The 13,723-nt window shown below is 66.7% G+C and carries 16 protein-coding genes and 1 pseudogene; 11 read left to right on the forward strand and 6 right to left on the reverse strand.

Annotated elements, in window-relative coordinates; translation table 11 throughout:
* Positions 1-145: 145 nt before the first annotated feature.
* Positions 146-1,018 (forward strand): annotated as a pseudogene (locus Q0925_RS11495) (ATPase domain-containing protein); the annotation flags it as partial.
* Between the two features lie 31 nt (positions 1,019-1,049).
* On the opposite strand, the gene Q0925_RS11500 reads toward Q0925_RS11495, so the two are convergent.
* Positions 1,050-1,628: a response regulator gene (locus Q0925_RS11500; protein ID WP_299335636.1), complete on the reverse strand. Its 579-nt coding sequence runs from the start codon at positions 1,626-1,628 to the stop codon at positions 1,050-1,052.
* 109 nt (positions 1,629-1,737) lie between these two features.
* Entirely contained in the window at positions 1,738-2,838 is a 1,101-nt protein-coding gene (locus Q0925_RS11505; protein WP_299335638.1) for a sensor histidine kinase, read from the reverse strand.
* A 594-nt stretch (positions 2,839-3,432) separates the two neighbouring features.
* On the opposite strand from Q0925_RS11505, the gene Q0925_RS11510 reads away from it, so the two are divergent.
* Positions 3,433-3,909 carry a DUF7384 family protein gene (locus Q0925_RS11510; protein WP_299335640.1) on the forward strand — a complete coding sequence of 159 codons (477 nt, stop codon included), beginning with the start codon at positions 3,433-3,435 and terminating at the stop codon, positions 3,907-3,909.
* Between the two features lie 2 nt (positions 3,910-3,911).
* On the opposite strand, the gene Q0925_RS11515 is transcribed toward Q0925_RS11510, so the two are convergent.
* Positions 3,912-4,571: a non-canonical purine NTP pyrophosphatase gene (locus Q0925_RS11515; RefSeq protein ID WP_299335642.1), complete on the reverse strand. Its 660-nt coding sequence runs from the start codon at positions 4,569-4,571 to the stop codon at positions 3,912-3,914.
* 180 nt (positions 4,572-4,751) lie between these two features.
* On the opposite strand from Q0925_RS11515, the gene Q0925_RS11520 reads away from it, so the two are divergent.
* From Q0925_RS11520 to Q0925_RS11560, 9 genes are all read left to right on the forward strand, one after another.
* A complete protein-coding gene (locus Q0925_RS11520; protein ID WP_299335644.1) occupies positions 4,752-5,984 on the forward strand; it encodes a translation initiation factor IF-2 subunit gamma in 1,233 nt (410 codons plus the stop codon).
* A gap of 17 nt (positions 5,985-6,001) precedes the next feature.
* Positions 6,002-6,367, forward strand: a complete 366-nt coding sequence (locus Q0925_RS11525) for a PIN domain-containing protein (RefSeq protein ID WP_299335646.1) — start codon at positions 6,002-6,004, stop codon at positions 6,365-6,367.
* A 1-nt stretch (position 6,368) separates the two neighbouring features.
* A complete protein-coding gene (locus tag Q0925_RS11530) occupies positions 6,369-6,941 on the forward strand; it encodes a DNA-directed RNA polymerase (RefSeq protein WP_299335648.1) in 573 nt (190 codons plus the stop codon).
* Positions 6,941-7,138, forward strand: coding sequence for a transcription elongation factor subunit Spt4 (spt4, locus tag Q0925_RS11535; RefSeq protein WP_299335650.1), 198 nt, complete (start codon positions 6,941-6,943; stop codon positions 7,136-7,138). Before Q0925_RS11530 ends, spt4 begins: the two co-directional genes overlap by 1 nt.
* A 2-nt stretch (positions 7,139-7,140) precedes the next feature.
* Complete coding sequence (locus Q0925_RS11540; RefSeq protein WP_299335652.1) at positions 7,141-7,662, forward strand: GTP-dependent dephospho-CoA kinase family protein; 522 nt, start codon at positions 7,141-7,143, stop codon at positions 7,660-7,662.
* A gap of 64 nt (positions 7,663-7,726) precedes the next feature.
* Positions 7,727-8,029, forward strand: coding sequence for a 30S ribosomal protein S24e (locus Q0925_RS11545; RefSeq protein ID WP_299335654.1), 303 nt, complete (start codon positions 7,727-7,729; stop codon positions 8,027-8,029).
* Positions 8,030-8,105: 76 nt separating this feature from the next.
* Positions 8,106-9,701, forward strand: coding sequence for a bifunctional N(6)-L-threonylcarbamoyladenine synthase/serine/threonine protein kinase (locus Q0925_RS11550; RefSeq protein WP_299335656.1), 1,596 nt, complete (start codon positions 8,106-8,108; stop codon positions 9,699-9,701).
* A gap of 477 nt (positions 9,702-10,178) precedes the next feature.
* Positions 10,179-10,457: a DUF5808 domain-containing protein gene (locus Q0925_RS11555; RefSeq protein ID WP_299335658.1), complete on the forward strand. Its 279-nt coding sequence runs from the start codon at positions 10,179-10,181 to the stop codon at positions 10,455-10,457.
* The gene (locus tag Q0925_RS11560; RefSeq protein WP_299335660.1) at positions 10,458-11,492 is read left to right on the forward strand and encodes a DUF5787 family protein; all 1,035 of its coding nucleotides are present in this window, start codon (positions 10,458-10,460) and stop codon (positions 11,490-11,492) included.
* Here the strand turns inward: Q0925_RS11560 and Q0925_RS11565 are convergent.
* The 3 genes from Q0925_RS11565 to Q0925_RS11575 form a co-directional block, all read right to left on the reverse strand.
* Entirely contained in the window at positions 11,485-11,661 is a 177-nt protein-coding gene (locus tag Q0925_RS11565) for a hypothetical protein (RefSeq protein ID WP_299335662.1), read from the reverse strand. The genes Q0925_RS11560 and Q0925_RS11565 overlap by 8 nt on opposite strands.
* Positions 11,662-11,683: 22 nt before the next feature.
* Positions 11,684-12,508: an MBL fold metallo-hydrolase gene (locus Q0925_RS11570; RefSeq protein ID WP_299335664.1), complete on the reverse strand. Its 825-nt coding sequence runs from the start codon at positions 12,506-12,508 to the stop codon at positions 11,684-11,686.
* 190 nt (positions 12,509-12,698) lie between these two features.
* The gene (locus Q0925_RS11575) at positions 12,699-13,565 is read right to left on the reverse strand and encodes a hypothetical protein (protein WP_299335666.1); all 867 of its coding nucleotides are present in this window, start codon (positions 13,563-13,565) and stop codon (positions 12,699-12,701) included.
* Positions 13,566-13,723: the final 158 nt, after the last annotated feature.

Below are 13,723 nucleotides of genomic sequence, written 5' to 3' on the forward strand. Positions count from 1 at the left end.
TACGACGGCGATGGGTGGGTTATGCGTCGACTGTGGTGCGACGACTGTGGGAGTTCGGCTATCGGGACCGAGACCAATGGAGCCGACGAGGTGCTGGTCAAGGCGGTGTTCTGGGAACATCGGCTGGCCGGTGTCGAAACCGTCGACCGTTGCCGTCCCGAAGTTCCGCGGGTCGGCCACGCGAGGCGGCGAACACACCGTCAGGATCACCGACAACGGGATCGAGGTGTTTCCGGCGCTCGAACCCGGAAACCACCGTGTGTCGTTCGAATCGGAGTCCATCTCCTCGGGTGTCCCCGAAATCGACGAACTCCTCCACGGCGGGTTAGAACGGGGGACGGTCAGCATCATCAGCGGCGCGACCGGTGTCGGGAAGACGACGCTCGGCACACAGTTCATGAAAGAGGCTGCGGGACGCGGGGAGCGGTCGGTTATCTACCTGTTTGAGGAGAGCGAGAACACGTTTCTGGAGCGGTCGTCGGCCATCAGCATCCCGGTCAGGGAGATGATCGACCGCGGGACGCTCCGAGTCGTCGAGGTGGAGGGCATGGAAACGACACCACAGGAGTTCGCGTCGATGGTTCGACACGAGGTCGAGACCCGCGACACCCGGATCGTGATGATCGACGGGACCGTCGGCTACCGGCAGACACTCCAAGGCGACCGGGAGCGAATAACCCAGCATCTACACGCACTCGGTCGGTATCTGAAGAACATGGGCACCACGACGATTCTCGTCGAGGAGACGGGAAGCGTCGCGGGGGAGTTCAGCGCCACCGACAGCAACCTCAGTTATCTCGCGGACAACATCGTGTTCCTGCGACATCTGGAGTTACGCGGGGAGCTTCGAAAGGCCATCGGAGTTCTAAAAAAGCGCACGACCGACTTCGAGCGGACGCTCCGTGAGTACGGGATTACCGGGCACGGGATCAAGGTCGGCGATCCGTTGACGCAGTTGCGCGGTGTGCTGTCCGGAACACCGGAGGTCGTCGAACGGCGGATCGACGACGAGGGGTAGCGGGCGGGGGGCGCGGCGGGGTGACCGACGCTCAGGGATCGTCCAGATCCCGAAACGCGGCCTCGAAGTCACCCTCCTCGAAGTCGCCTACGGCGAGATCCATCTCCGCCTCTAGATCGGCGATTCGAGCCTCCAGATCGGCGAACCCCGGACTCGCGGCGAGTTCGTCCTCGCTCTTTTCGGTCACGAGTGCGGCGGACTGTTCGACGAGACGGTAGTAAGACCGGAGTTGCGCGTCGTACTCGCGGCGTGTGACCATCCGTTCGACGAGGGTGTGCAGTTCGGTGCGATCGACGGGTTTGGTGACGTAGTCGTCGAACCCCATCCCGAGAATGTCGAAGTCCGGATCGACCGCGGTCACCATGACGACCTGACAGTCGTTCCCTTGATCGCGGAGTCGTTCCAGAACCTCGTCGCCGGACAGGTCGGGCATCCGACGGTCCAAGAGAACGACATCGACCGCGTTGTCGCATACGTCGAGTGCCTCCTCACCGCCGTAAGCCGTGCGCACCCGGTACTCCTCGGATAGCCACACCTCATACAGGTCGGCGAGGTCGCGTTCGTCGTCCACGACGAGGATCGTGGGGCTGAGGTCCGGCGGGTCGGTCATGGTAGGATCTGATTCCGAGCACGGAGGTGTAAGCCTGTCGCGGATACGGACGGATCCGTGACCGGAACGGGAACGATCGGGCACGTCCATCGGGGTCGATGGTGTCGGCTCACGTCCGGATCTCGAACCTCGCGCTGCCGGCCCGACTCTCCGAGACGGTGATCGTCCAGTCGTGGGCGTCGACGATCTCTCGTACGATGGCGAGACCGAACCCCGTTCCGTTGCGGGCGGTCGAGTACCCCGATTCGAAGATCCGCTCGCGGTCGTCGTCCGGAATGCCGGGGCCGTCGTCCGCGACGTAGAAGCCATCGCCGTTGGCGAGCGCGCCGACCCGGATCGTAACGTCGCGGCCGGTGTCGTCGTCGGGGTCCGACCGACCGCCCGTGGAGCCATGTTCCACGCTGTTCCGATACAGGTTCTCGAAAAGTTGCTGGAGGCGATCCGCGTCGGCGTCGACATCGAGCGAGGCGTTGACGTTGAGCGAGGCGTCCCCGGTATCGACGACGCGCCAGCACCGATGGGCGACGGCCGAGAGGCTCACGGGTTCGGTTTTGTCGATCGGCCGGCCCTGACGTGCGAGTGTCAACATATCGTCGATCAACGTGTTCATACGGTCCAGTGCCGCCTTCACGGTGTCCAGTCTCTCGTTCCCGGTCGTGTCGCGGGCGACGTCGACGTGTCCTTGAGCAACGTTGAGCGGGTTTCGAAGGTCGTGGCTCACCATCCCCGCGAACCGTTCGAGGCGGTCGTTCCGGTCGGTGAGTTGTCGTTCCCGCGCCGCGAGTTTGGCGGTGGCGCGGCGGGTGTCGAGCAGGTTCTCGATCCGCCGGTGGAGAACGGACTGGTCGACCGGGAGGGTGACGACGTCGCTGACGAGGGCCGCGGCGTCGTCTTGCGCTGCGGGTCGACCGGCGGCGTGATCGGTGTCCGACTCGGAGACGACAAAGAGGTAGGGCAACAAGACGGGGGCGGCCGCCGCCTGTCTGTCGTGGAGAACGCTCCCGGAGCGGGCGAGGGCGGCGTCATCGAGAATGCAAAGGTCGTAGTCCTCGGGGATGGGCTCTCCCGGGCCCCGGGTCATCACGGTGTACCCGGACACCGAGTCGAGCCAGTCCGCGAGGAGGTCCCGGTCGAATCCCGGCCGGAGCGCGAGAAGGATCGACGCGTCGGATCCGGTTGACTCGACCGAACGAGCGGGGGGACCGTTCATCTTCCCGGAGGTACGAATTCGAGGAGCAAAAACGATCCGAACAACGCGCCGACATCATGGTGCCGGTGGCCGCGGAACGAATCCGGCGGTGGACGGGGTGGTCCGGGCGACGTCGGTTGCCTCGCCGTCGGCATCGACGAGTGTCGCCGCGAGCGTTTGCGAAACTATATTTAATTTGATATAAGCTACCAGTGGACAACTCGGTGGCGTCCGAGGCGTCACCCCGGACTCGGTGCCCGGGTCCGGGAGCGTGGAGTGACCTCCGGGACTGCGCCGTCGAAGACGGTGCCGTGGGGGAACGGCGCCGAGCACCAAGGTGCCAGTGGGGTGTTTCGGGCGCGCGGGTGGGGAGGATGGGAACCGGAACCGGTGTGCGCGCCCGGTCACACGGTTGCCGTCCCCTGACTTAAACATACGTCAGACATCAGTGAGGTTTCCAACAGGTGTTCGACGCCCGTTCCGGCCGGCGAAAGCTAAGGCTCTTTATCGGGGGCCACACAGCAACGGTCGTGACTTGGGCCGACCTCTTCGCTCGCGCCGACCGATACGACCGGACCGAGACGGACGTGACCGACGCGCTGGCACGGCACCGCGATGCGGGCTGAGCCGTCACCCGCGCGGGTCGTCGCCGGCGCGGACGTACTCGCGGCGGACCTGGTCGTCGGCGGCGACGCCCGCGCCGCACTGGACCACGTCCGCGAGCACTCGTGGATGACACTCGTCGCAAGCGACCACCTCCTCGACGACGCCGCGGCGATCATCCGGGAACTTGCCGACGACGACGACCTAGCGCGGGACTGGCTGAAACGCATCGAGACGGCGCGTGAATCGGTCGACCACCCGGCGGAGGATCAGCCGGCGCTCGCCTCCGCCTACCGCGGCGGCGCGATGCATCTGCTCACGCTCGATGAGTCGCTGCTGTCGGCGTCTGCCGGGGCGGCCATCCGGAGGCGCGTGGAGACGAGCGTGCGCCATCCCGGCGCGTTCGCGTCGTTGTTCGACGCCGAGAGCCTCTACCGTACGGTGGTTGGTGGCGGGTATCCGGGCCCGGACCGCGACCCACGGGGTTGAGACTACCGCGTCGCGTACCACTCGGCGAACTTGGCGAGCGCCCGACCCCGGTGTGAGATGGCGTTTTTTTCCTCGGCGTTCATCTCGGCCAGCGTTGTCCCGTCGTGTTCGAAGATCGGATCGTAGCCGAAGCCGCCGTCGCCGCGGGGTTCGACGATCCGTCCGCGGACGACGCCCTCGAAGAGTTTGACCGGGAGGCCGCCGGCGGCACCGTTCTCGTCGTCGGCTGCGGCCGCGGCGGCTCGGTCCCCACGGTCGACCGGGTCGGGACTGGCGTCGAACGGGTCGCCGTCGCAGTAGGCCAACACACACCGGAACGCGGCGCGGGCAGGGCCTGTCGCCTCGTCCGCCTCGTCTCGTGGGGTCGTGTCGGTCCCGCGGGCGAGTTCGCCGACTCGTTCGGTCCCGAGCGTCTCCTCGACGTAGGCGGAGTATGGTCCCGGAAAGCCGTCGAGACCGTCGACGAACAGGCCCGCGTCGTCGACGAGAACCGGCTCGTCGGCGTGGCGGTACGCCTCACGGGCCCCGCGGGCGGCGATGGGTTCGAGCGTCGGCGCTTGGACCTCGGCGTAGTCGAATTCGAGTTGGGTGACCGAGCCGTCATCGAGGTATTCGCGGGCCTCGCGCACCTTCCCCGAGTTCGTGGTGACGTAGCGGAGCACACAGACCGTGAGGCCGGTCGGGGCAAAGAGCCGTCGGTCAGGTCGTGACACCGATCCCGGCCCGGCCGGCCGTTGTCTCCCGGTCGTGCGTGATACGGGCCGTGGCGGCGATCACGTGTGCGTCGGCAAACAGCAAGTTTATCACCCGCAGGGAGCGAAAATCCTCCAAGATTACTCTCAATGGCGACGGAAACACACCAGCAACCGGAGGTGAACATCGGCCTCGTCGGCCACGTCGATCACGGCAAGACGACGCTGGTTCAGGCCCTCAGCGGGTCGTGGACCGACCAGCACTCCGAAGAGATGAAACGCGGGATCTCGATCCGCCTGGGCTATGCCGACGCGACGTTCCGAACGTGTCCCGGTCTCGACGGTCCCGACCGGTTCACGGTCGACGAGACCTGTCCCGACGGCTCGGAGAGCGAGGTGTTGCGGACGGTCTCGTTCGTCGATGCACCCGGCCACGAGACGCTGATGGCGACCATGCTCTCGGGAGCCGCGCTCATGGACGGTGCTGTGCTCGTCGTGAGCGCGACAGATCCGGTGCCACAGGCCCAGACCGAGGAACATCTGATGGCGCTCGACATCATCGGGATCGAAAACATCGTTATCGCCCAGAACAAGGTCGACCTCGTCGACCGCGAGGGCGCGGTCCGGAACCGCGAGGAGATCGAGGCGTTCGTCGAGGGAACCGTCGCCGAGGACGCCCCGATCGTTCCGATCAGCGCACAACAGGAGGTGAACATGGACCTCCTCATCAACGCCATCGAGGAAGAGGTCCCGACGCCGGAACGCGACCCGGACGAGACTGCGCGGATGTTCGCCGCCCGCAGTTTCGACATCAACCGCCCGGGGACGACGTGGGAGGATCTCAAGGGTGGCGTCGTCGGCGGCAGTCTGGTCGACGGCACACTCGAGGTCGGAGAGAAGATCGAACTCCGCCCGGGTCGCGAGGTGGAGGAGAAAGGACAAACCGAGTGGCGACCGATCACGACGGAGGTGCGGTCGCTCCAAGCCGGCAACCGGTCGGTCGACGTGGCCCGCCCCGGCGGACTGCTCGGCGTCGGCACCGGTCTCGACCCCAGCCTCACGAAAGGTGACGCCCTAGCCGGACAGGTCGCCGGCGAGCCGGGGACGCTCCCGCCGACCCACGAGGGCTTCGAGATGACCGTCGATCTGCTCGATCGGGTCGTCGGAGAGGAAAGCGAGGAGATCGAGGAGATCTCCACGGGCGAACCGCTGATGCTCACCGTCGGCACCGCGACAACGGTCGGTGCGGTGACCAGCGCCCGTTCCGGCGAGTGTGAGGTGTCGCTGAAACGCCCCGTGTGCGCGGAGACGGGGGCACAGATCGCCATCAACCGCCGTGTCGGCGCACGGTGGCGACTCATCGGGATCGGCACTCTCAAGTGACCCGGCCACCCGCCGCAATGGACACCAGCGCGCTCATGATGCCCGTCGAGTGTGACGTCCGCGTGTTCGACGAACTCGATCGACTCCTCGGGCCGGTCGAGTTCATCACGCCAGCGGCAGTGATCGAGGAACTCGACTCCCTCGCGACCGGGGCGGGAGAGGAAGCCATCGCCGCCAGCGTAGGGCGGGATCTGGCCGAGCGGTGCCGCGTGGTCGAGACGGACGCATCGTACGCAGACGACGCTCTTGTCGAACTCGCCGACCGTGGCGACTGCGACTACGTCGTGACGAACGACGGCCCTCTCAGAGACCGGGTGCTCGAACGTGACGTTCGGGTGATCGGTTTAAGGGGTCGGAACAAATTGGCAACAACACAACCTTAGCATGTACAAACGGGTACGACTCAAGGACACGGTCGAGGTGCCCCCGCGGCACCTCGCCGACGTGACGCCCGAGCGGGTCAAGCGCCTGCTCCAGGACAAGCTCGAAGGACGGATGGACGAGACGGTGGGAAGCGTCGTGAGCGTCGTTAACGTCCACGACATCGGTGACGGCGCGGTGCTTCCCAACCGACCCGGCGTCTACTACGAGGCCGAGTTCGACGCCATCACCTTCGATCCACAGATGCAGGAGGTCGTCGACGGCACGGTCGTCGAAGTCGTGGAGTTCGGTGCGTTCGTCGGGATCGGTCCCGTCGACGGCCTGCTCCACGTCTCACAGATCTCCGACGAGTATCTCGCCTACGACGGTGAGAACCAGCAGCTCGCGTCGACGGAAACCAACCGGACGCTCGGCGTCGGCGACGAGGTCCGGGTGCGCATCGTCACGAAGAGCATCGACGAGCGCAACCCTCGCGACAGCAAGATCGGGCTGACGGCGAAACAGCCGGGGCTTGGCAAACACAGCTGGCTCGAGGAGGAACGACAGAAGCGCGAGGCGGAGATGGAGGGTAACTGATGGCCGAGGACCGCTTTGCCTGCCGTGAGTGTCATTACATCAACGAGCCCGACAGGCAGACCTGCGGGAGCTGTGGATCCTCGAGTCTCACGGAGGACTGGGCGGGGTATGTCATCATCACCCACCCGGAACGGTCCGCGGTGGCCGAGGAGATGAACGTCTCGGAACCCGGCGGCTACGCGCTGAAGGTCCGCTGATCGTGCTCGAACTCCCCGACGCCCTCCGGGGAGCGTTCAAACAGCCCCTCGGCCGCGTCTTCACCGATCCGCGCCTCCTTCTCGACGCCGACGGGGCCGGCTCCCCAATCGTCGCCGTCGGCGACGTGGTTACCTACCACCTGATTCGCGCCGGTCGCCAGCCCGACGTGGCGGTGGTCGATGGCCGGACCGAACGCGAGCGCGTCGACGAGGCGGTCGCAGCGGGGCTGCCCGACCCGGGCGTTTCAGTCGCCAATCCGCCGGGAACGCTCTCCGAGGGCTTGCTCGACGCTCTCTCTGCCGCGTTTGGGTCCGAGGGGCCGACCGTTATCGGCGTCGACGGCGAGGAGGATCTGGCGACGCTCCCGGCCGTCGTCGCGACGCCCCTCGGCGGATCGGTGGTCTACGGCCAACCGGGAGAAGGGATGGTGCTCGTCCCCGTCACCGAGGCGACGCAGGCAACGGCACGGGACCTCCTCGGCCGCATGACCGGCGACACCGACGCCGCGCTGTCCCTGCTGTAGCGAGGCCGCCGCCCGCTTCGTAATCCTTTTGTCCGGTTCGGAACCACGTACAGGTAACTGACCGATGGAAATCGATATTATCGAGGAAGACGAAAGTCCGATGTTGCATCGAACGGACGTTCGATTCCAGACCACACACGACGAGGCGACCCCGTCGCGTCTCTCCGTTCGTGACAGTCTCGCGGCCAAACTAAACAAGGACTCCGCCGAGGTCGTTGTCCACGAACTCGACACGAAGTTCGGGATGCGGAAGACCATCGGCTACGCCAAGGTGTACGAGAGTCCTGACCACGCCCGCGACGTCGAACAGGACCACATGCTCAAGCGAAACAAGATCACCGAGGACACGGACCCCGAAGAGGCCTGAGCGTGCCGGCCACCCGTCGAACCGATCGCACGGCCGTGTGTGATCGGCCCACGACGGCGTCGACACCGACACGGCGATGACGACACGGATCATCGGCATCGAGGGCACAGCGTGGGCGGCAAGCGCCGGCGTTTTCGAGTTTGACCCCGACGATCTGTCCGGCGCCGACCCGCCGGCCGTCGAAACCGACGCCTACCAGCCCGATAGCGGCGGCCTCCACCCACGGGAGGCGGCCGAACACATGAGCGAGGCGATCCCCACGGTGATCGAGACGGCCTTAGAGAACGCCGAGGGACCGATCGACGCCGTCGCCTTTTCACGGGGGCCGGGACTGGGTCCCTGCCTGCGCATCGTCGGCACCGCCGCCCGCGCCCTCGCGGGGACGCTTGCGGTGCCGCTCGTCGGCGTCAACCACATGCTCGCCCACCTAGAGATCGGCCGCCACGGCTCCGGCTTCGAGTCGCCGGTGTGTCTGAACGCCAGCGGAGCCAACGCCCACCTGCTGGGCTACCACGGTGGCCGGTACCGTGTGCTGGGCGAGACGATGGACACCGGCGTCGGGAACGCACTCGACAAGTTCACCCGTCACGTCGGCTGGACCCACCCTGGTGGCCCCAAGGTTGAGGAGGCCGCCGTGGACGGCGAGTACGTCGATCTGCCCTACGTGGTAAAGGGGATGGACTTCTCGTTTTCCGGGCTGATGAGCGCCGCCAAGGACGCCTACGACGACGGCACGCCAGTCGAGGACGTCTGCTTCTCGTTGCAGGTGGCGGTCTTCGCCATGCTGACCGAAGTCTCGGAGCGGGCGTTGTCGCTGACCGGCGCGGACGAACTCGTTCTCGGCGGCGGCGTCGGCCAGAACGAGCGCCTCCGCGAGATGCTAGCGACGATGTGTGAGGCGCGTGGAGCGGCGTTCTACGCCCCTCAGGCCCGCTACCTCCGGGATAACGCCGGCATGATCGCAGTGCTTGGCGGCAAGATGTTTGCGGCCGGCGAGACGATGGCTATCGACGAGTCGGCGATCGATCCGAACTTCCGACCCGACGAGGTGCCCGTGACGTGGGAGGCTGGAAGGTCGGTGTCGGTGGGGACCGTCGGAGATGCCGAGCAACAGGGGGCGGAGGCGGTCGTCACCGTCGTCGACGGGCACGTCGTCAAACGACGCGTGCCGAAGGCGTACCGTCACCCGGACCTCGACGCCAGACTGCGCCGCGAACGGACGGTCGCCGAGGCCCGTCTCACCGGCGAGGCGCGCCGACACGGGGTGCCGACGCCTGTCGTGTACGACGTCGACGTGCCCGAGGCGACGCTCACCCTGTCGCGTGTCGGCGACCGTGACCTGGGGGCCGACCCTTCGCCTGCCCGCGCCCGAACCGTCGGCAAACACCTCGCGACGCTTCACAGAACGGGTATCGTCCACGGCGACCCGACCGTCCGGAACGTCCGGGTTGGGACGGATCGATGCTTTCTCATCGACTTCGGTCTCGGCTACCACAGCGACCACGTCGAGGACCACGCCATGGACTGTCACGTCTTCGGCGGAAGCGTCCGGGGCACCGCCGACGACCCCGAGGCGGTGCTGTCGGCGTTCGAGGCCGGCTACGCCGACGCGGCCGACGACGAGACGTTGTCTCGACTCCGCGAGATAGAGGATCGGGGCCGCTACCGGTAGCGAGTGGTCGTCAGCAGTCGGCCGACCGGCGGCCGACGACGAGCGTCGACCACGCGGACAGATACCGTAGCCACGTGTCGGCACACCACCGAACAGGATCGCAGGTGGGACGCATACCCGTCGAGGAGTGATCCACGCCGCGACGGTCGACTACCCGCCGACACTTCGGGCACCGAAGCCGCCGACAACCGGCCGTGGTCCGAGCGTCCCAGTCCCCGTCGAGGGGACTAGCGTGGCCACAATCCGGACAGAACAGCGTCGACTTGCGGTCGTGGGGCGTATCGGGGGCAGGCGACGGGACGGCGGAAGGAGGTGATATTACCAAACTGTACGTTACCGAGAGACATAATTCTGATGCCAGAGCGTCCAGAACGGTAGATAATGAACGATTCGGCGGGACAGTCGTGGTGCGCTCCGGCGTCAGGCGCGTCACCATGGGCCGAAACGATTTATCCCGCGAAACCGTACGCATCGGTCATGGCAGATAAACCGCAGTCCGGATCGATCCTCGGGATCCCGTACAACTTCGAACGGCCGAGCCTCGGACGGTTGCTCTCCGCCCACTGGAAGCCCGGCGAGGGGATGGTTGTCGAGAAGCCCTTCGGCATCGGCTACACGCTGAACCTGGCGAACTGGCGGTCCTGGATCGTCGTTCTCGTGGCGGGTGTTCTGCTCTGGCAGGAGGGTGGCGACGGTGGGATCGAGACGCCCGACGACGACGAGGACGAACCGGTCGAGGTTGTCGTCGACGACTGAGTGGCGGCCGTGTCGGAGTATGCGTTCGAACTGGCGTTGTGCGCTCATCTCGAACGGAGCCGCAACTGGGTGTTGAGCCGGCAGCTCGGTGCCTCCGTCGCCGACCCCGGGTCGCGTGTCATCGACATCTGCGGGGTCGTTCCAGGCTCCAGGTTTGACCGCCGGGCGGCGATCACGAGCGAGACGATCCCGCCTCGCGCCGTCGAGAGCGACGTGGGTCCCGGCCGCGCGGTCGACCCCGTCGACGCCCTCGACTGCCCGCCTGCCGCCGCCCGTCGGGTCGCTGACCGCGCCGTCGATGTCGGCTTTTTCGAGGCCGAACGCCGCGGGAGTCGTCGCCATGTCCGCGCGACGACCCGGTATCCCGACTGGTTCGACCGTCTGATCGGCATCGAAAACAAACCCGACCTCGGACGGCCGGGCGACCTCCAGCGACAGTTGCGTCGCGACGTGTCGCTTGGCCTCTTCGACGCCGTGATCCTCGCGACGGAGAGCTACGTCACCGGGGCACACCTGAACCGCATCCCCGAATCGGTCGGTGTCTGGCGGTTCGACGACGGCGATGGATCGGAGCATCCTCGGGCAAACGGCGAAGCCGCCGACCGCGGGGCGGCCGACACTAACCGCCGACTGACCGTCGTCCGCGACCCGACGCCAATCGACCCCGAGGCGACGGGCGTCGAACGGACCGCGGAGCGGCCTCTCCGGACTGATATCGCCTTCGCGAGCCCCGAGGCGAAGGCGCGCAAACGGCGCGCGATAGCCGAACGCGCCTACGGAAGGGGGTGGCGGCCCCGCGCCGACGACTACCCCGCCTGTGTGTCGATGCGGCCGACCGACGACGGCCGGCCACACTGTCGCGCCTTCGAACGAACCGTCGATCCGGCGAGCGACTGCGGCGAGGACTGTCCGGCCTACGATCCGGGCGACCCACCGGCGGTCGACCGCGAGCGACTGCGCGACGAGCGAACGCCGTGGGTGGCGGACCCGGCGGGTGTGGCGCGCCGGCAGGCCGGGTTGGATCGGTTCACCTGAGGCGGGCGAGTTCGGCCACGACGGCGACGGCGGCGGCGACACCGAGGCCGGCAACGGCGGCGCGGCGCAGGTCGGGGGCGCCAAGAACGAACACCGAGACGACGACCCAGACAAGCGTGCCGGCGAGGCCACTCGCCACGCCGCGGCCGAGCGTCGAGACGTGAGTCATACGGACGGGTCGGTGGCAGGGGTTATAACTCGTACCGCTCGCCGTCGACCGCAAGCGGGTCGTCGAACGCCTCGTCGGCAGGGTAGAAGTGTGCGACGTGGACCAAGCGCGTCCGGTCGGCGTCGAGGGCCGCCGCCATGTCGAGGGCTCCTTCCCGGGTCATGTGTTTCGACCCGAAGGTTCGGGGGACGCCGTCGGCGTCGTAGTGGGTCCCGCCGAGCGGGTGGTGCTCACAGGACGACGCGGGGACGATGGCGTCGGCCAACAGGAGGTCGGGATCGGACAGTGCCGACCGGGATGCCTCGGGGATGGCGTAACTGGTGTCGCCCGTGAGCGAACACGTCGCGCCCGTCTCGGGGTCCTCGATCACGACGCCGTAACACAGGAGCGGCGGGTGGTCGACGGGAACGAGGCGAACGTCGAGACCACAGACACGGAACCGCTCGGCCGGGGCGTGGTCGTGGACACGCACACGGTCGAGATAGTCGTATTTCCGTCGGACCGTGTCGGCGACGCTCTCCCCCGTGACCGGATCGACCTCGTTTGCGGCGTGGACGGGCAGGTCGTCGAACACCCGGTAGGCGTTGCCCAGTCCATCGAGATGGTCGAAGTGGATGTGTGTCACCAGTGCGGCGTCCGGCAACGGGACGTCGTGGGTGAGAAACTGGTGACGGAAGTCGGGACTGCAGTCGACCAGCAACGACTCGTCCGTCCGCTCGTTGGTCACGTGGACCGAAAACCGGGACCGTTCGACACCGCGGTCACGGGCCCGCCGACAGGTCGCACAGTCACACCCGGCTGTCGGCGTCCCCGTCGTATCGCCCGTTCCAAGCAGTGTAACCTGCATTCGCTTTGGATTGCCACCGATTGGTCTTAGTGGTCGTGGTTCGGCCGGGATGGCGGGTGGTCGTGGCCGAGACGCAACGTGACGGCGTTGCCAGCGGGGACGACGACCCACTGTCGGGCCGGCGCCGTACCGTCGGTCACAACCGCCCACACAGCAAGAGAACGTCGGTTTGAGCGATGCGGCCGCGGTTTCAGTACCGCGAGGGCATGTACGCCATGCCGAGCAGCATGATCGCGGTCGCGAAGCTCACGATCGAGACGCCCCAGAGTCCGTTGACGTAGCTGTGGTACGTGTCGATCTCTTCGGTTTGGCTCGTGTACACGCCGTAGTCGTCCTCGAGAACGAGCGTGTTGTTGTCGGCGAAGTGGGCGAAGTACGTCCGTCCGTTCAGCGTGACGTTGGCGTGGTTGTCGACGGCAACGGTGTTGGTACGGGGGCTGGTCCACGCGAGCGTCGCGCCGTCGCCGGTGACACGACTGACGGTCGTGGCGTTGCCCTGATACCGGACGGTGTCGCCCTCGCTGTACTCGGTCGCGGACGGGTCGGGGAAGTATTCGCTCGTCGGGATCAGCGTCCGGTTGTCGCCCTCCTCGCGGACGACGTACTCCGTACCGTTCACCGTGACCGTCTCGTTGTTCACGGCGGCGTCATCCTGTAGGATGGCGGTGCGGTTGACCGTCTCCTGGAGGCGGAACGTCGAGGGGTCGTCACCCTCGGCGACGAGAACGCGGTACTCCTCGTTCTGGTAGGTGACGGTGGAGTTGTGTTCCCACATCTGGGTGTGGCGCGCGGAGTCGTTGGTCCACGTTAGTTCGCCCGAACGGGTGAGTTCGGCACCGCCACCGCCGTGACCGCCGCCCCCACCGGACGTCTCTGCCGTGATCGACGACACGGTGTACTGCCGATCGTCGACGGTGAACCGGTCGTTTTCGGAGAGACTGTGATCGGGGTTCTCGAACGTGACCGTCGGCGCACTGGCCGTCGCGACAAGCGAGTACGACGCCGCCCCGAGAACGACGAATAAGGCGACGTAAATCGCTGCAGCGCGTCGTTGCATACGTGGGGCATAGTTCACCCGGGGTATAACGATTACTAACTGCCGATATCCTGTCGAGCGAACGGACGGAGCCGACGGGGGCAACCGGATCCCTCCACCGACTCGGCGGCTGACCGGTGGTGCATATAAATCGTGGGGTCGGGCTTCGGATCGTCGTG

It is taken from the genome of Haloplanus sp., from assembly GCF_028275055.1.
Taxonomy (GTDB): Archaea; Halobacteriota; Halobacteria; order Halobacteriales; family Haloferacaceae; genus Haloplanus.